Here is an 18098-nt window from a genome sequence, read left to right on the forward strand (position 1 = left end):
GAGGGGCACGAGGGGCGAGATTAACCAGACCGGAAATAGGGCGTCCAACGAATGCCGTTCCGCTGGCACCTTGCTGCCAATTCCCCGCCCGCCCCCGCCTCGGACCCTGCGGAAAACCGCGGGGTCCGAGGTGGGGGAAACCGCACGAGTTCGACGGCTAACCGCATACCGGCACTGAGCTGGCACTTCTAGCGTGGTCAACGGATCGCGGCACCGGCCCGCGGCGTGCGCTTCATACCTGGAGACTTCGAATGGACCACATCACCCTTGCGCTGCCACAGGAGCCCGCGGGCGGCATCGCGGGATGGGCGGCCGACCTGGTGGACGCCATGGGGGCGCCCGGTGCCGGCCTCGCCGTCGCCCTGGAGAACCTCTTCCCGCCGCTGCCGAGCGAGATCATCCTGCCGTTGACCGGCTTCGCCGCCGGGCAGGGAGTCATCAGCCTTTTCGCGGCCCTCTTCTGGACCACTCTCGGGTCCGTGGTGGGTGCCGCGGTCCTCTACTGGGTCGGCGCACTGGTCGGCCGCGAGCGGATGTACGCGATCTGGGCGAAGCTGCCGCTGGTCAAGACCTCCGACCTGGAGCGGACGGAGGAGTGGTTCGCCAAGCACGGCACCAAGGCCGTCTTCCTCGGCCGCATGGTGCCGATCTTCCGCAGCCTGATCTCCGTGCCGGCCGGCCTGGAGCGCATGCCCCTGCCGACCTTCCTGGTCCTCACCGGCCTGGGCTCACTGGTGTGGAACGCCGTGCTCGTCCTGTCGGGGTACTGGCTGGGCGACCAGTGGGACAAGGTCGGCGACTACGTCGGTGTGATCAGCAAGGCCGTCCTGGTCATGGTGGTCCTCGCCCTGGCCTTCTACATCGTGGTCCGGCTGCGCTCGCGCGGCACCGCCCAGCACCGCCGCCCGTCGTGACCAGTCCCGTCCTGGCCCGGACCGAGCGATCTTGCCCCGGCTGCGCCGCCCCACTAGGCTCGGCGAACGTGCAGGGGGAACCGGCGGACACGACCATCCAGCCCCTCCCGACGGTGCCCGGAACCGCGCTGCCGGGAGGCGAGCCCGAGGCGAAGCCCGCCCCGGCGCTGCCCCTGCGCGCCGCGGGCGTCTTCCTGGGCTGCCTGACGGCGGTGCTGGGACTCCTGTACTTCGTCGTCGCCGGTGTCCCGCTCGGCCCGCTCCTGCTGTGGCCGCGCACCCGGCGCCGGGCGTTCGTCGTCCTCACCTCCGGAGCCCGGCGGCTGACGGCCCTCGAACGGTGGCGCCGCTCGGTCTTCTTCGGGGACTCCTTCCCCGATCGTCCCGTGCCCGACCAGCAGATCCTGCGCTACCTCGCCGCCCGTACCTACGCCGGCCTGATCACCGGAGTGGTGCTCGGCCTCCTCGGCTTCGGCGCCGTCCTCGCCGGCCTGCTCGTCGCGAGTCTGGCCCGGGGCACCCTCGACGGCCGGGAGCTGGTCACCCAGGTCGTGCTCGGCGGGGTGCTGCTCTTCCTGGACGTACAGGGCCTGTTCTCGCTGGAGGCGCTCGACGCGCGGATGGCCCGCGAGTGCTTCGGGCCCTCGGAGCGGGAGCTGATGCAGCAGCGCATCGACGAGCTGGCCACCAGCCGGGCGGCGGTGCTCCAGGCCGTCGACACCGAGCGCCGGCGCATCGAGCGGGACCTGCACGACGGCGTGCAGCAGCGTCTGGTCGCGCTGGCCATGCTCCTCGGGCGGGCCCGGCGCGGCGGCCGCACGCCCGAGCAGGCGCGCAGCCTGCTGGAACAGGCGCACAAGGAATCACAGGACGTCCTGACGGAACTGCGGGAAGTGGCCTGGCGGGTGTATCCGACGGCGCTGGACAACCTGGGGCTCCAGGAGGCGCTCGCCGGGGTGTCGGAGCGGTGCAGCATCCCCATCCGGACCGACTTCGCGCTCGCCGAGCCGCTGCCCGCCTCCGTGGAGACCGCCGCGTACTTCGTCGTGTCGGAGGCGGTGACCAATGCCGCCAAGCACTCGGCCGCCACGGAGATCCAGGTGAGCGTCCGCAAGTACGGACCGGTCCTCCTCGTCCAGGTCGAGGACGACGGCGTCGGCGGCGCCAGGCCGGAGGGCAGCGGACTGACCGGGCTGCACAGCCGGGTCGGCGCCCTGGACGGCCGGCTGCACGTCCACAGCCCCTCAGGGGGCCCCACCACGATCACCGCGGAGCTGCCGTGCGCGTAATGCTGGCCGAGGACTCGACCCTGCTGCGGGAAGGGCTGGTCCGCCTCCTCAGCGAGGAGGGTCACGAGGTCCTGGCCGCGGTGGGCGACGCCGTCGCCCTCCTGCGGGAGATCGAGCAGCTGCGGCCGGACATGGTCGTCGTGGACATCCGGATGCCTCCCACCCACACGGACGAGGGACTGCGGGCGGCGCTGGAGATCCGCAAGCGGTGGCCCGGCGTCGGGGTGCTCGTCCTGTCCCAGCACATAGAGCGCAACTACGCGGCGCAGCTGCTCACGTCGAACGCGGAGCGGGTCGGCTACCTGCTGAAGGACCGGGTCGCCCAGGTGGAGGAGTTCCTCGACGCACTGGAACGGATCGAGGCGGGCGGCGCCGCCATCGACCCGGAGGTCGTACGGCAGCTGGTGATCCGCACGACGCACAGCGACCCGCTGGCCCGGCTGACCCCTCGGGAGCGCAGCGTCCTGGAGACGCTGGCGCAGGGGCACACCAACGCGGCGATCTCGGAGAAACTGCACATCTCCATGAGCACCGTCGAGAAGAACCTCAACATGATCTTCGACAAGCTCGAACTCGTGCACGCCACCGGCTACAACCGCCGGATCCTGGCCGTACTGCGGTATCTGGAGTCCTGACGCGCGACGAGCCGGGCGTCGGGTCGTCCCCGTCGCCCGGCACGTCGGCGTCACCGGCCCGACCGCTCACCGGTCACCCGGACCCCGTCACTGGAACGAGTACGGGTTCAGCGCGTCGTCCGGCAGGTGCTCGATCTGGACGCGGTCGCCGATCCCGGCCTCCTCGGCGAGTTCGAGCAGCACGTCGAGGGCCACGTGGTCCTCGAGCCCGAAGCCCGTCGAGTCGAACACCGTGACACCGTCCCGGTGCCGCGCCGCGGTCTCCGGGTCGGCGCACAGCGTCATGAGGTCGGGCCCGACATCGCCCTCCTCCAACTGCTGGCACTCTCCCTCCCGCAGCGCCTGCGCCAGGTGGTCCGGCGTCACGAACGCCGACTTCAGGACGGGCACCGGGACCTCGAACTTGCCGATGAGGTCGGCCCCGATCGCGTTGATGTGCACGTGCGGTCGCAGGTTCGTGCCGCTCAGCACCGGGCCGTCGCCCACACCGACGGAGGTGACGGTGCAGATGATGTCCGCCGCCGACTCCAGCTCGGCCAACTCCACGACCTTGATGTCGAGGTCCAGGAAGTCCACCCGGTCCGCGAACGAACGCGCGTGGTCCGGGTCGATGTCGTGCACCAGGATCTGCTCCAGCGGGAACACCCGGCTCAGCGCGTGCGCCTGGGTCACCGCCTGGGCGCCGGCGCCGACCAGGCCGAGGACCCGGCTGTCGGGACGGGCCAGCAGCCTGCTGGCGATCGCCGAGGCGGCTCCGGTGCGGATCGCGGTGGGCAGGATGCCGTCGCACACCGCCAGCAGACGGCCCGTCACGTCGTCGTAGCGTGTGAGGGACCCGATGATGGTGGGCAGCTGGAACGTGCCGGGGTTCGACGGTGTGTAGGCCACCGTCTTGATCGTTATGGAACGCCCCGGATCATGGTGCGGCATCCACTCGAGGATGGCCGTGTTCCCCGGGCCGCGCAGAAAACCGTCCCGGGTGGGGCTCACGCCTTTGTCCGGAGCGGTGAAGGCCTCCTGGAGCCGGACGATCATCCGGTCCATGAAGCGGTCGTTGCCGCTCTCCTTGACGAGTTTGGCAACATGCTGCCGGGTGAGGACCGTGGTCTCCATTTTCTCCCCTCAATTGTCGTCGCGCCTCGGCAACTAATTGCCAAGGAATGTGCGTCTGCCATTCGATGAGCTACGATCCGCGCTCGGCCGACACTTCAAGCAGGAAGCTATTGCGTACCCTTTCGGGGGTGCCGGTCAATTCGCGCTCCGAACGTAACCGTCCGGCTTTTAATGGTCAAGGATTCCAAGGTGCGTTACGGTTTTCCGCAGGTTTCTCACTGCGGTTTCCCGCAGGGCGGCACCTGCGGTTTTCCGTACGGTGAACCTGCGGAAAGCAACGGTCAGCACGGCGGTTTACCTCGTATCCACCCGACTGTCGGTGGATCTAGCGTTCTGCTCATCGAGATCCGACCGGCTTCCAGGGCCGGACCTGCAGCAACGGAAGGAAGCAAGGTGCGAAAGAAGCCGGCAACGGTACGGATTGCGCGATGGAGTGCCACGCACCCGTGGTCCGCCATCGGCCTGTGGGTCGTCTTCGTCGCCGCGTGCCTCGTTCTGGGCGGTGCGGCAGGTACGAACTCGATCAGCGACGAGGAGTCGGGGGTCCGCGAGTCGGGCCGAGCCGGCAAGATCGTGCACTCCGGTGACTTCCCCGAGAAGGCCGAGGAGAACGTGCTGATCACCGCCGAGGACGGCGGGAAGCTGGACCCCGCGGCCGGCCGCGAGGCCGCCGCGGACGTCGTCGAGCGGATGAAGGCCCTCGACGAGGTGGAGGCCGTCGGCGACCCGGTCCCCGCGCCCGACGGCAAGGCCCTGCTGGTCCCCGTGACCATGAAGGGCGACACCGAGAACGCCGACCGGCGTGTGCAGCCGCTGCTCGACGTCAGCGCGTCGGTCCAGGACGCCCACGAGGGCCTGCGGGTCGACGAGGTGGGCACCGGTTCGACCGCCAAGGGTCTGTCGGAGACGCTCGGTGAGGACTTCAAGAAGGCCGAGCTGATCAGCCTGCCGCTGACCCTGCTGATCCTGCTCGTGGTCTTCGGAGCGATCATCGCGGCGGGCGTGCCGGTGGTCCTGGCCCTCTCGTGCGTGGGCGCCGCCATCGGACTGTCCACACTCGCCTCCCACGTACTGCCCGAGACCAGCGCGGTCAGCAACGTCATCCTGCTCATGGGCATGGCCGTGGGCGTGGACTACTCGCTCTTCTACCTGAAGCGGGAGCGCGAGGAACGCCGCGCGGGCAAGTCCCACGTCGACGCCATCGAGGTCGCGGCGGAGACCTCCGGGCACACGGTCGTGGTGTCCGGAACCACCGTCATCGTGGCCATGGCCGGCCTCTACCTGGCGAACGAGGCGACCTTCGCCTCCCTGGCCACCGGCTCGATCATCGTGGTGGCGGTGGCCGTACTGGCCTCGCTGACCGTGCTGCCCGCCCTCCTCGCCAAGCTGGGACGCTGGGTCGACAGGCCCAAGGTGCCGTTCCTGTGGCGGCTCACCATGCGCTCGGGCGAATCGCGGGTGTGGCCCGCGCTGCTGCGCCCGGCACTGTCCAAGCCGTTCATCACACTGGTGGTGTCCGTCGGCGCGCTGCTGCTGCTGGCGGTGCCGGCCCTCGACATGAAGCTCAAGCAGCCGGGCTCCGACGACCTGTCCCGGGACATCGCCGTGGTGCGGGCGATGGACCGGCTCACCGACCACTTCCCCAGCAAGGGCACCGTGCACCAGGTCGCGGTCCGGGCGCCCGCCGACCGGGCCGACGACGTGGAGAGCGCGCTGAACGGCCTCCTGGAGCGCACCGCGAAGGACGAACTCTTCGCCCACGACTCCACCCCCACCGTCAAGGTGTCCGAGGACCGCAGGGTCCACACCGTCGACGTCGGCACCCCCTACCAGCCGAAGAGCGACGGGGCCCGCCAGTCGCTGGACCTGCTGCGCGAGTGGGTGCCGCAGGCGATGGCGGACGTGCCCGGCGCGGAGAGCGCGGTCGGCGGCAAGGTGGCGCAGGGCGTCGACTTCACGGGGCACCTCGAGGAGCGCATGCCCTGGGTGGTGGGCTTCGTCCTGCTGCTGACCTTCGTCACCATGGTGATGATCTTCCGGTCGATCGCCGTGGCGCTCTCCGCGATCCTGCTCAACCTGCTCTCCGCCGCGGCCTCCTTCGGTGTGCTGGTCGCCGTCTTCCAGAACACCTGGGCCGAGGGTTTCCTCGACTTCCACAGCTCGGGCGCGGTCGTCTCCTGGCTGCCGCTGTTCCTGTTCGTGGTCCTGTTCGGGCTGTCGATGGACTACCACGTCTTCGTGGTCAGCCGGATCCGCGAGGCGGCCCTCGCGGGCGCCCCGACCAGGACCGCCGTCCGTGAGGGCATCACCCGCTCCGCGGGCGTGGTCACCAGCGCCGCGATCGTCATGGTCGGAGTCTTCGCGATCTTCGGCACCCTGAGCATGGTCGAGTTCAAGCAGTTGGGCGTCGGTCTCGCGGCCGCCATCCTGCTGGACGCCGTGATCATCCGGATCTACGTGCTGCCGGCCCTGATGACGGCGCTGGGCAAGTGGAACTGGTGGCCCGGCAAGCTCTCCGGCGGCCCCGACGGACCGGCCCCCCTCCCGGACCAGACCGAGCCCGGCAACCGCCACGCCGAGGAGCAGCCCCAGTACGCGCGGTTCGCCGCCGACCAGCAGTACGGGCAGCCGTCCGCGCAGCAGGCCCCGCAGCAGCAGTACCAGCAGGGCGGCTACCAGCAGGCTCCGCAGCAGCACTACCAGCAGGGCGCCTACCAGCAGCCGTACCACCAGGGCGACCACCAGGATCCCTACCACCAGGATCCCTACCAGCAGGGCGGCTACCAGCAGCCCGGCCCGTACCGCGACGACGCCTCGCGACCCGGCTACTACCAGCAGTAGAGCCAGGTCCCTCCGACGAGGAAGGAGGGTCGCCCGTCACCCCCGGACGGAGACGGCCCTCCTTCCTCTTTTTCTCGCGTGCCCGCCGCCGTGCTCGCGACGCCCTGCCCGGCAACTAGCTGCCAACGCGTCCCGCCCGGCCCGTTCCGCGGCGACGGTGGAGGCTCAACCGACCTCGACGGAGTGAGCATGCGGATCGAACAGAGACCCACGAACCGGTTACGGGCGACGCTGTACGGGGCGGCAGCGCTGCTCCTGGCCCTCCTGGCGGGCCTGACCGCGGCGGCTCAGGGCCACGCCGCCGCCCAATGGCAGGCCGTGCCACCGCCGGCCCCGGCCGGCCTCAGCGCGTACGTCCCCTTCGACGCGACGTCGGCCGTGGCGCGCAGCACGGTACAGACGACCACCACCTGCCTGCCCTGCGAGTACGAGCACACGCTGTGGACCCGGCAGGCCGGTGCCTGGCGCAGCCTCCCGCTGCCCCCCGCCGGTGCCTCCACGGACGTGCTCACCGGCACCGCCCCGAACGACGTGTGGGCCCTCGGCCGCGGCGAGTGGGGCGACTTCGGGCAGTACCACTGGGACGGCTCGCGGTGGACGGACCGTACCCTCCCGAACTTCGAGGTGCTGGCGGCCCGTGCCGTCTCCCGCACCGATGTGTGGGCGGTCGGCAACTACCGGGAGAGCGACGGGGACGTGCCCGGGGCGGTCGCGCACTGGAACGGCTCGGCCTGGACGCTGACCAAGCTCGGCGTGCCCGACGCCTGGACCAACATCAAGGCCGTGCACGTCGTGTCCGCCCACGACGTCTGGGTGGTGGGTTCGGGCGGCGGCCGCCTCTACGCCGCGCACTACGACGGCGCGTCCTGGCAGGAGGTGGCCCTGCCCCGGCTGTCGGGGCTCTCGGCGACCGCGAACGCGGTGACCGTGCGGGACGGCGAGGTGTGGATCGGCGGCACCGACCGCAACATCTACACCGACAGCGGCACGCCGAGGGCGTTCGTGCTGCGCGGGAACGGCACGGACTGGCAGACGACCTACGTGCCGGTGCCCGCACCCACCGGCGACGCGTCCGAGGACCGCATGTCCGTGCAGGCCCTGGCCGTCCACGACGGAACCGTCTGGGCGGGCCTGTACGCGGACCGCACCAAGGACCGCGGCCTGGCCCGCTGGAACGGCTCCACCTGGGAGACGGCCGCGGCCCCGGGGGCGACGCCCGGCTCCGAGGTGACGGCCCTGTACCCGACGGCGGACGGAACCCTGTGGGCCAACGGGCTCCTCTACCCCAACGCCTACCTGAAGGGCTACGCGGCCTCCCTCGCGCCGAGCGCCTGAAAACACGGCGGAGGGGCCCGGCGCCCGCCGAACCCCTCCGCCGTGCCGGCCCTCAGGGACCGGTGAGGAACTGCACGAGCAACTTGTTCACCGTCTCCGGGTCCTCCAGGTAGCCGTAGTGCCCGCAGCCCTCGACGAGGTCGAAGCGGGCGCCGGGGACGGCGTCGGCGACCTCCCGGCCCAGCCGGGGCGGCGTGACCAGGTCGTCGGCGAAGGCGATGACCTGGCAGGGGACCCGGATGTCACGGTACGCGGTCAGCCGGTTCGCCAGCCGGCTGACCTCCATCTGCGCCCGCTGCCCCGGCCCGGGCGCGGACGTCAGCTCGAACAGGTCGAGCCAGTCCGCCATGGCCGAGTCGTCGTCGAGCGTCCGCGGCGACAGCGACTTCAGGGCGCGCAGGACGGCCGCGTAGCGGTCGGGGAGCCGCACCCCCGAGTCGTACAGGTCGATCTCCGTGCGCGTCAGCTCGGCGCGCAGGAAGTCGGTGCGGCCCCGGGTGGCCATCAGTACCGCCCGGCTGACCAGGTCGGGACGCGCCAGTGCCAGTTCCTGGGCGACGAACGCGCCCATGGACGTGCCGACGACGGCGGTGGGACCGAGGTCCAGACGCTCGATGAGACCGGCCACGTCCCCGACCATGTCCTGGAGAGTGAACCCCTCGGGGCACTCGGAGGACGGGGGGATGCCCCGGTTGTCGAGGGTGATCACGCGCAGACCGGCCGCGGTGAGCGCGGGTACCTGGTGCAGTTGCCACACGGTACGGCCGCCGCCGGTGCCCTGGATCATCACCACCGGGTCGCCGGTGCCGGCCTCGTCGTAGCTGAGCCGAATCCCGTTCACGGGAATGACCGGCATGGTGCCTCTCCCCTCTCGTGGTGGTCGTGCGGCACGTGCCCGCACACGCAGGCGACCCGCGCCCCGGACGCCCGGGGCCGCGGGTCGTGCGGCGCTCGGATCAGGCGGCGCCGTCCATCGCGTCGACCAGGCTCTTGGGACGCATGTCGGTCCACTGGGTGTTGACGTACTCGAGCGCCGCGTCCCGGCTGCTCTCCTCGAGGACGGTCCGCCAGCCGGCGGGCACCTCGACGAACGCCGGCCACAGCGAGTGCTGCCCCTCGTCGTTGACCAGGACCAGGTAGGTGCCCTCGGGGTCCTCGAAGGGATTGCTGCTCATTCCATCGCTCCTTCTCAGCGCTGACTGTTTCTCTGGGACGGGGTTTCGGGTATCTCGTGAAAGGTCACAGGCGGTCCGCGAGGAATTGGCCGATCCGGGCCATATGACGGGCATCCGTCATCAGATTTCCGTGCGTCGAGTCTATGGCGCACACCTCGACCGAACCACCCGTGAACGGTTGCCACAAGCTGACATTCAGGCGGCCCTCCCGGTCGTCCGCGGATTTCCGCTCGGCGGAGACGAAGAGCACGTCCCCGTCGAAGAATGCCGGTGTGAACTTCCGCATGAGCCGGACATTGTTCACGTATACGTCCTTCAGTGCGAGTATGTCCCGGGCCTCCAGCTGTGCCAGTGCCTGGTCACCCGACTGCAGGAACTCCCGGAAACGTCGCAGGACGCCTTCCTGGTCTGCTATGAGCTCGGCCATGTCGAACTCGAAGCCCATGGCCCGCAGATTGTGCGCGACCACCTCGTGCTCGACCGGCTCCGAGGTGTCCGCGTTCTCGCCCGGCGGATACGCGTCCAGCAGGGCGAGCAGGGACACCTCCTCGCCCTCGGCGCGCAGCGCGGTCGCCAGCGCGTGCGCGACGAGGCCGCCGAACGACCACCCCGCCAGCCGGTAGGGACCGCTCGGCTGCACGGAACGGATCAGAGCGAGGTACTCCGCGGTCATCTCCGCCACGGACGAGGGCAGCGGGCCGCTCCCGTCGAGACCTCGCGCCTGGATGCCGTAGACCGGGACGTCCGGGCCGAGATGGCGGACGAGCCCCGCGTAGCACCAGCTGAAGCCGCCGCCCGGGTGCAGGCAGAACAGCGGGGCGGCCGTGCCGCGCGCCCGCAGCGCGAGCAGGCTCTCGGAGGAGCGCCCCGGGGCGCCGTCGGCCGTCCCGGTCAGCACGGCGGCGACGCCCTCCGGCGTGGGGGAGTCGAAGACCGTGCGGACGGGAAGGTCCTGGCCGAACTCCTCGCGCAGCCGTGCCACCAGGCGTGCGGCCAGGAAGGAGTGCCCGCCCAGCTCGAAGAAGTCGTCCTCCACACCGGCCCGTTCGACGCCCAGCACTTCGGCGAAGAGCGTGCACACCCGGTGCTCCGCCGGCGTCCTGGGCGCCCTCGACCCGCCGCCCGCCGCGTACTCGGGCACGGGCAGCGCGGCGCGGTCCAGCTTGCCGTTGGGGGTCAGGGGGAGCGCGTCGAGGATGACGAACGCGGCCGGCACCATGTGGGCGGGCAGCCGCCCGGAAAGGTGCTCGCGCAGCCGCACGGAGTCGGGGGCCTCCTGGTGGGCGGCCACCACGTAGCCGACCAGCCGGCGATCCCCCGGGCGGTCCTCCCGCACGACGACGGCGGCCTGCGCCACCGAGGCGTGTGCGGTGAGCGCCGCTTCGATCTCACCGGGTTCGATGCGGAAGCCGCGGATCTTGACCTGCGAGTCGGCCCGGCCCAGGTACACCAGCAGCCCGTCGGGGGTGAGCCGGGCGAGGTCGCCCGTGCGGTACATGCGGGCGCCGTCCGCACCGTGGGGGTCGGCGACGAACCGTTCGGCGGTACGGCCGGCCCGACCCAGATAGCCGCGGGCGAGCGCGTCCCCGCCGATGTAGAGCTCACCCGGGACGCCCGGCGGAACCGGGTTCAGCCACGGGTCCAGGAGCCGGACGGCGGTGTTGTCGACGGGCCGGCCGATCGGCGGGGCCGAGGGGCCCCAGTCGGCCGGGTCGGCCGGGAGCCGGTGGGCCGTCACCACGTGGGTCTCGGCGGGACCGTAGTGGTTGTGGAGGCGGCGGCCGGGCCGGGCGGCGCAGAAGGCGCGCATGGCGCCGTGCGGAGTCAGCGCTTCCCCGGCCTGCACCAGGTCGGTGAGGTGGGGCAGATCGAGGCGGGCGGCGACGGCCGCCTCGCAGACCGCGTCGATGACCAGGTTGGGCGCGTACAGTTCCTGGACCTGCCGCTCTCCCAGCCACCCGGCCAGCCGCTCCGGATCGCGGCGGACGTCCTCGGGGCAGACGACCAGGGTCTTGCCGGCCAGCAGCGCGGAGAGTATCTCCTGGACCGAGACGTCGAAGCTCACCGCGGTGAACTGCGCCACCCGGGTGCCGGGCCCGCCCGGCAGGGTCCGCTCGTGCCAGTCGAGGAGGTTGGCCAGCGCGCGCACCGGCATCGTGACGCCCTTGGGGCGCCCCGTCGAGCCGGACGTGTAGATCACGTACGCCGGATGGGCCGGACCGACCGGCGAGGTCCGCTCGGTGTCGGTGAGGTCGGCGTCGGACAGGGAGCCGAGGCGGGTCACGGTGGCGGGATCGTCCACCACGAGCGGCGGCCCGGCCGGCCCGGAGGGCAGCGCGCCGGCGAGGTCCCGGGTGGTCAGGACGGAGGCCGGCCGCGCGTCGTCGAGCATGTACGCGATCCGGTCCGCCGGGTACTCGGGGTCGACCGGCAGGTAGCCGGCGCCCGCCTTGAGGACCGCCAGACACGCGGTGACCAGCTCGGCCGACCGGTGCATGGCCACCGCGACCAGGCTCTCCGGCCCCACCCCCCGCTCGACGAGCAGCCGGGCCAGCCGGTTGGCCCGGGCGTTCAGCTCGGCGTACGTCAGCGCGCCTTCCGCCGTTTCGACCGCGACGGCGTGCGGGGCCCGCGCGACCGACACCGCGAAGCGCTCCGGCAGTGACCCGCCGGCCGGTACGCGCGCCGGCCCGAGGGAGGCGGACAGGGCGCGGGCGCGCTCCTCGTCGCCGAGGAGAGGCACCTCACCGATGGCCCGGTCCGGTGCCGCCGTCACCGCGTCCAGCAGGCGCAGCAGCCGGGCGACCAGGGCCTCGGCGGTGTCCGGGTCGAACAGGTCGGTGCTGAACTCCAGACCCGCGCCGAGTCCGGCCGGGCGCCCCTCGGCGTCGTGCCGCTCGGCGAAGGAGAACAGCAGGTCGAACTTGGCGGTGCCGGTGTCGGCGGACAGGGACTCGGCGTCCAGGCCGGGCAGACGCAGGCCGTCGCCCGGTCGGCGGTCCGTGTTGTTGAAGGTCAGCATGGTCTGGAAGACCGGGTGCCGGGCCGGTGAGCGCTTCGGGTTGAGCACCTCCACGAGCCGCTCGAAGGGCACGTCCTGGTGCGCGTACGCCGCCAGGTCCGTCTCGCGGACCCGGGCCACCAGGTCACGGAAGGCGGGATTGCCGGAGGTGTCGGCGCGCAGCACCAGGGTGTTGACGAAGAAGCCGACGAGACCGTCGAGGGCGTCGTCGGTGCGTCCGGCGACGGGGGTGCCCAGCGGAATGTCCTCGCCGGCGCCGAGCCGGGTGAGCAGAGCGGCGACGGCCGCCTGGACCACCATGAAGGGGCTGGCCTGGCAGGTCCGCGCCACGGTCACGATGCGGGCGTGCAGCTCCTCGGGCACCTCGTAGAGCACCCGGCCGCCCCGCCCCCCGGCGGTCGCCGGACGCGGCCGGTCGGCGGGCAGCGCCAGCTCTTCCGGCAGTCCCGCCAAAGCGTCACGCCAGTAGGCGAGTTGCCGAGCGGCGGGGCTGTCGGGGTCGTCCTCCGAGCCCAGCGCCTCGCGCTGCCACAAGGTGTAGTCGGGGTACTGGACGGGCAGCGGGCGCCACTCCGGCGCGCGCTGCCCGAGACGGGCCGTGTACGCGGTGGTCAGATCACGGGCGAGCAGGGGCACCGACCAGCCGTCGCCGGCGATGTGGTGGACCAGCAGGAGCAGCACCTGTTCCCGCTCGCCCGTCTCGAACAGCCAGGCCCGCAGCGGGATCTCGGCCGCGAGGTCGAAGGAGTGCGAGGCCGCCCGGGTGATCTCCGCCTCCAGGCCGTCCGACGGCACCGACGGGACGACGGTCAGCTCCGGCCGGGCCTCGGCGGCCGGCCGCACGATCTGCCGGGGTCCCTCGGCGTCCTCGGCGAACACCGTCCGCAGGCTCTCGTGCCGGTCCGTCAGGTCGGCCAGCGCGGCCCGCAGCGCCGACCGGTCCAGGTCGCCCGAGAGCCGCAGCGCGAAGGGGATGTTGTACGTCGGGCTCGGGCCCTCGAACCGGTGCAGGAACCACAGCCGGCGCTGCGCGGGGGAGGCCGGGACGCGCTCCGGGCGGGGCTCGGCCGGACGCAGGGCCGGACGGGCCGCACCCGCGGTGTCGAGGGCGCGGGACAGGGCCGCCACCGTCGGCGCGTCGAACAGCTGCCGCACGGTCAGTTCCGCGTCGAGGACCGCGCGGATCCGGCCCACGAGCCGGGTGGCGAGCAGCGAGTGCCCGCCGAGGGCGAAGAAGTCGTCGTCGACGCCGACCCGCGGCATGCCGAGGAGCTCGGCGAAGAGGCCGCACAGGATCTCCTCCCGCGGGGTGCGCGGAGCCCGGCTCTCGACGGTGGCGTCGGCGGTGGTGAGGTCGGGCACCGGCAGCGCCCTGCGGTCGATCTTGCCGTTGCCGGTCAGGGGCAGCGCGTCGAGGGTCACATAGACCGACGGGACCATGTAGTCGGGCAGTTCGGCGGCGAGGTGGGCCCGCAGGGAGGCGGGCGTCGGGTCGCTGCCCTGCTCCGCCACGAGGTGCGCCACCAGCCGCTTGTCGCCGGGGCGCGGCTCACGCACCGTGACGACGGCCTGGGCGACCTCGGAGTGGCGGCCCAGCACGGCCTCGATCTCGCCCGGTTCGATGCGGAACCCGCGGATCTTGACCTGCTCGTCGGCGCGCCCCAGGTACTCGAGGGTGCCGTCCGGCGTCCACCGTACGAGGTCGCCGGTGCGGTACATGCGGGTGCCCGCCGGGCCGTGGGGATCGGCGACGAACCGCTCCGCGGTGAGGCCCGGCCGCCGCCAGTAGCCGCGGGCGAGCCCCGCCCCCGCGAGGTACAGCTCACCCGCGACGCCCCGGGCGGTGGGGCGCAGGGCGGTGTCGAGGACGAGCAGCCGCGTGTTGTCCAGCGGCGTGCCGATGGGCACGGTGTCCGGCACCGGGGCGTCGGCCGGGATGCGGTGGCGCACCGCGAACGTGGTGGTCTCGGTGGGCCCGTACCCGTCGACGACCACCGTGCCGGGGCATGCCTCCCGGACCCGGCGGACCGCGGCCGCCGGGACGACGTCGCCGCCCGTCCACACCTCCCGTACCCCCGCCAGGTGGTGGGGCGCCTCGTCGGCGACGAGCTGGAAGAGCCCGGAGGTCAGCCACAGCCCGGTCACCTCGTGCTCGGTCAGCACCTTGCCCAGGGTGTCCGCGTCCAGGTCTCCCGGCGGGGCGACGACGGCGGTCCCGCCGGACAGCAGGGGCACCCACACCTCGTACGTGGAGGCGTCGAAGGCGTGCGGGGAGTGGACCAGCACGCGGGCGTGGGCGCCGCCGGCGAAGGACCGGTCGCGGGCCAGCTCGACCACGTCCCGGTGGGTGACGGCCACCCCCTTGGGCATCCCGGTCGAGCCGGAGGTGTGCATCACGTAGGCCAGCCGGTCGGCGTGCCCGGGGCCGGAGGGCAGTGCGGCACCCCCGGCCGGGGCGTCCGTCGCGTCGGCCCGCACGGTGGTCACGCCCAGCTCCTGCGCCCGGGGCGCGTGTTCCGCGTCGGTGAGGACGTGGCAGACGCCGGCCAGGGCGGTGACCTGCCGCAGCCGGTCGAGCGGATCGCCCTGCCGGAGCGGCACATAGGCGCCGCCCGCCTTGAGCACGGCCAGCAGCGCGACGACCAGATGCTCGGAGCGGTCCATCAGGAGCCCCACCGGGGTCTCGGCCCCCACCCCGTGCGCCACCAGGGAACGCGCCAGCCGGTCGGACCGGGCGTCGAGTTCGGCGTAGTCCAGCACGGTCGTACCGCAGCGGACGGCATCCGCGTGCGGAGTGCGCGCGGCCTGGGCCCGGAAGGCCGCGGGCAGCGTCGCGTCGGCGGGGCCCGTGTCCGTGCCACGGCCGAGGGACAGCACGGCGCCGCGCTCCTCGGCGGAGAGCAGCTCAAGCTGTCCGACGGTGCGGTGCGGCTCCGCGGCCGCCCTGCGCAGGACGCGCACCAACCGCTCCAGGACGGCCCGGGCCGCCGCCGGCGGTACCAGGTCGGGCTGGTGGTCGAGACGCAGCCGCAGCCCGTCGCGGCCCACGGCCACCAGCGCCAGCGGATAGTGGGTGGCGTCCCGGTTGCGGGTGCCGGTGACGGTCACCCCGCCGATGCCGCCGGGCTCGTCCCGCTCGGCGCCGATGTCGACCGGATAGTTCTCGAACACCATGGTGGTGTCGAAGAGTTCGCCCTCGCCCGCCAGCCGCTGCACCTCGGCCAGGCCCAGTTGCTGGTGCGACTGGAGCCGGGTCTGTTCGTCCTGGGTGCGGCGCACGGCGTCCAGGAACGGCTCGTCGGGCCGCAACCGCACCCGCACGGGCAGGGTGTTGATGAACATCCCCACCATGGTCTCGATCCCGGCGACCTCCGGCGGCCGCCCGGAGACGGTCGTGCCGAACACCACGTCGTCCCGTCCCGTGAGCCCGCTCAGGACCACCGCCCAGGCGCCCTGCACCAGGGAGTTGAGGGTGAGGGAGCGTTCCCTGGCCAGCCTGGTCAGCGCCGCGTGGTCGGCGTCGGCCAGCTCCGTCTCCAGGCGGCCGGGCACCACCGGCGTCCGCTCGCCCGCCTGCGGGGCGACCAGGGTGGGCCCGTCCAGTCCGGCGAGCACCTCCCGCCAGGCGGCGACCGCGCTGTCCCGGTCCTGCCCGGCGAGCCACTGGAGGTAGTCACGGAAGGGGCGGACCCGTGGCAGCGCGCTGTCGTCGCCCTTCGTCCGGTAGAGCGCCAGGAGCTCCCGCACCAGCATGGGACGCGACCAGCCGTCGAGCAGGATGTGGTGGTTGGTCAGCACGAAGCGGTACCGGCCGTCCCCGAGACGCATCAGCGTGAAGCGCATCAGGGGTGGACGGCCCAGGTCGAAGCGGCGCAGCCGGTCCTCCTCCAGCAGCCGGTCCGCGGCCGCCGACCGCTCCGGCTCGGGGAGGCGGGACAGATCCGTCTCCTCCCACGGCAGCTCCACCTGGTGCGGGATCAGCTGCACGGGCCGCTTCAGTCCCTGGTAGCGGAAGGCCGCGCGCAGATTGGCGTGCCGCCGCAGCAGGGTCCGGCAGGCGGCGGCCAGCGCCGCCGTGTCCAGATCGCCCTCCAGGTCGATGGCCTGCTGCACCAGATAGACGTCGGGTGCCTTCTCGTCGAACACGCTGTGGAAGAGCAGGCCCTCCTGCAGCGGTGCCAGCGGCAGGATGTCCTGCAGTCCGGACTGCTTCGTCATCAGAGGTTCCTCCACTCGTCTTCCAGCAGTTCGATCTCGCTCTGGTCCAGCAGGCTCAGCGACACGTCCGAGACGGTCAGCCCGCCCGCCTCCGGGTTCTCCGCGTGGTCGGCGAGCGCCTCGAGCGCCCTGAACCACAGTTCGGCCAGCTCCCGCACCTCGTCCTCGTCGAGGATTCCGCCGGCCCAGGACCAGGTGGCCGACAGCTCGGGCCCGCGCGGCCCGTCGTTGGTACGGGCGTTGAGCTCCAGCGGGTGGGCGAGCGCCACCCGGGGGTCGGTGCCGCCGACGCCGGACGCGGTGGCCAGCACCGTCCAGTCGGGGACCGCCTCACTGCCCGCGTTCTCGACACCCGCGGTGGTGAACCGGCCGAGGTAGTTGAAGGCGACCTGCGGTGTCGGCAGCCCGGCGAAGCCGGGTGCCGTGCGCGGGTTGAGATGGCGCACGAGCCCGTACCCGATGCCCTTCTCGGGCACCTCGCGCAGCTGCTCCTTGACCCGCTTGACGACGGCACCGGCAGCCGGTCCGCCCGCGAACGCGTCGGCGAGGTCGGCCGGCCCCGCGTCCACCCGCACGGGATGCAGGCTGGTGAACCAGCCCACCGTGCGAGACAGGTCCGCACCGCCGACCAGCTCCTCCTCGCGCCCGTGCCCCTCCAGGTCCAGCAGCACCCCGGCTCCCCGGCCACCGCCGCGGCGGGCCCAGGCGAGCGCGAACGCCGCCAGCAGGACGTCGTTGACCTCGGCCCGGAACACCGCGGGCACCCGGGTCAGCAACCGCTCGGTCACCGCCGCCGGCAGGGTCAGGGTGAGATGGCGGGCGGAGGAGTAGGTGTCCCGCGCCGTGTCCAGCGGCCGCCGCCCCAGCGGCGGGTCCGCGGGCCGCAGAACCGACCGCCACCAGTCCGCCTCCGCCGTGCGGGCCGGATCACCCGCCACCTCCGTGAGGCGCTGCGCCCAGCGGCGCAGCGAGGTCCCCACCGGCTGGAGCTCGACCGGCCGTCCCGCCGCCACGGCACGGTGCGCCTCGGCGAGATCCGGCACGAGGATCCGCCAGGAGACCCCGTCGACCACCAGGTGGTGGACGATCAGCAGCAGCAGGCCGGGCCGGGTGTCCCCGCGGTCGAACCAGACCGACTGCACGACCCGCCCCGCACCGAGGTCCAGGCGCTCCCGCGCCGCGACGGTCTCCCCGCGTACGAGGTCCTGCAGGGTGTCGTCGTCCAGACCGGCGGCGTCCACGCGGCGGACGACGGAGCCGGCTTCGACCGCCCCCGGCCCGCGGATCTCCAGTCGGCGTTCCGATCCGTCCGTCAGCCGTGCCCGCAGCGCGTCGTGGTGCTCCAGCAGCGCGCCGAGGGCGGCCGTGAGGTCCGGCAGACGCAGCGACGCCGGGACCTGGACCAGCCGCGACTGGTTGAACTGGTCGGCCGGACCGCCGCGTTCCAGGAACCACCGCATGATCGGTGTCAGGGGTACGTCGCCGATGCCGGCGCCGGGTTCCTCCGTGACGGTGGTGTCGGTCTCGGTGACGATCTCGGCGAGTGCCGCCACGGT

10 protein-coding genes are annotated in these 18098 nt (G+C 72.6%); 5 read left to right on the forward strand and 5 right to left on the reverse strand.

What is annotated here, in order from left to right:
- Positions 1-251: 251 nt before the first annotated feature.
- The 3 genes from IE258_RS38980 to IE258_RS38990 all read left to right on the forward strand — a co-directional run bounded on the left by IE258_RS38980 (position 252) and on the right by IE258_RS38990 (position 2838).
- Positions 252-914 carry a DedA family protein gene (locus tag IE258_RS38980; protein ID WP_189750537.1) on the forward strand — a complete coding sequence of 221 codons (663 nt, stop codon included), beginning with the start codon at positions 252-254 and terminating at the stop codon, positions 912-914.
- 68 nt (positions 915-982) lie between these two features.
- Positions 983-2203 (forward strand): sensor histidine kinase, encoded by a 1221-nt coding sequence (locus tag IE258_RS38985; protein WP_444545810.1) that lies wholly within the window; start codon positions 983-985, stop codon positions 2201-2203.
- Positions 2203-2838, forward strand: coding sequence for a response regulator (locus tag IE258_RS38990; protein WP_127892987.1), 636 nt, complete (start codon positions 2203-2205; stop codon positions 2836-2838). Before IE258_RS38985 ends, IE258_RS38990 begins: the two co-directional genes overlap by 1 nt.
- 87 nt (positions 2839-2925) lie before the next feature.
- On the opposite strand, the gene IE258_RS38995 is transcribed toward IE258_RS38990, so the two are convergent.
- Positions 2926-3951: an ornithine cyclodeaminase family protein gene (locus IE258_RS38995; RefSeq protein WP_189750538.1), complete on the reverse strand. Its 1026-nt coding sequence runs from the start codon at positions 3949-3951 to the stop codon at positions 2926-2928.
- Positions 3952-4344: 393 nt separating this feature from the next.
- On the opposite strand from IE258_RS38995, the gene IE258_RS39000 reads away from it, so the two are divergent.
- Entirely contained in the window at positions 4345-6792 is a 2448-nt protein-coding gene (locus tag IE258_RS39000; RefSeq protein WP_229892724.1) for an MMPL family transporter, read from the forward strand.
- Between the two features lie 189 nt (positions 6793-6981).
- Positions 6982-8127, forward strand: a complete 1146-nt coding sequence (locus IE258_RS39005; RefSeq protein ID WP_189750539.1) for a hypothetical protein — start codon at positions 6982-6984, stop codon at positions 8125-8127.
- Positions 8128-8179: 52 nt separating this feature from the next.
- Here IE258_RS39005 and IE258_RS39010 read toward each other — a convergent pair whose 3' ends face one another.
- The 4 genes from IE258_RS39010 to IE258_RS39025 all read right to left on the reverse strand — a co-directional run.
- Positions 8180-8983 (reverse strand): alpha/beta fold hydrolase, encoded by an 804-nt coding sequence (locus tag IE258_RS39010; protein WP_189750540.1) that lies wholly within the window; start codon positions 8981-8983, stop codon positions 8180-8182.
- A 100-nt stretch (positions 8984-9083) separates the two neighbouring features.
- Positions 9084-9302, reverse strand: a complete 219-nt coding sequence (locus IE258_RS39015) for an MbtH family protein (RefSeq protein ID WP_031035186.1) — start codon at positions 9300-9302, stop codon at positions 9084-9086.
- A 64-nt stretch (positions 9303-9366) separates the two neighbouring features.
- Positions 9367-16542, reverse strand: a complete 7176-nt coding sequence (locus IE258_RS39020; RefSeq protein ID WP_189750541.1) for a non-ribosomal peptide synthetase — start codon at positions 16540-16542, stop codon at positions 9367-9369.
- The coding region (locus tag IE258_RS39025; protein WP_229892725.1) for a condensation domain-containing protein at positions 16542-18098 on the reverse strand (1557 nt) is incomplete at its 5' end. The genes IE258_RS39025 and IE258_RS39020, both read right to left, overlap by 1 nt.

The organism is Streptomyces tendae (assembly GCF_014650435.1).
GTDB classification, from domain to species: domain Bacteria; phylum Actinomycetota; class Actinomycetes; order Streptomycetales; family Streptomycetaceae; genus Streptomyces; species Streptomyces tendae.

What these genes read in the sequence shown, in the direction of transcription:
- IE258_RS38980 (WP_189750537.1), top strand. Translation starts at nt 252, where the DNA reads ATGGACCACATCACCCTTGCGCTGCCACAGGAGCCCGCGGGCGGCATC.
- IE258_RS38990 (WP_127892987.1), top strand. Translation starts at nt 2,203, where the DNA reads ATGCTGGCCGAGGACTCGACCCTGCTGCGGGAAGGGCTGGTCCGCCTC.
- IE258_RS38995 (WP_189750538.1), bottom strand. Translation starts at nt 3,951, where the DNA reads ATGGAGACCACGGTCCTCACCCGGCAGCATGTTGCCAAACTCGTCAAG.
- IE258_RS39005 (WP_189750539.1), top strand. Translation starts at nt 6,982, where the DNA reads ATGCGGATCGAACAGAGACCCACGAACCGGTTACGGGCGACGCTGTAC.
- IE258_RS39010 (WP_189750540.1), bottom strand. Translation starts at nt 8,983, where the DNA reads ATGCCGGTCATTCCCGTGAACGGGATTCGGCTCAGCTACGACGAGGCC.
- IE258_RS39015 (WP_031035186.1), bottom strand. Translation starts at nt 9,302, where the DNA reads ATGAGCAGCAATCCCTTCGAGGACCCCGAGGGCACCTACCTGGTCCTG.
- IE258_RS39020 (WP_189750541.1), bottom strand. Translation starts at nt 16,542, where the DNA reads ATGACGAAGCAGTCCGGACTGCAGGACATCCTGCCGCTGGCACCGCTG.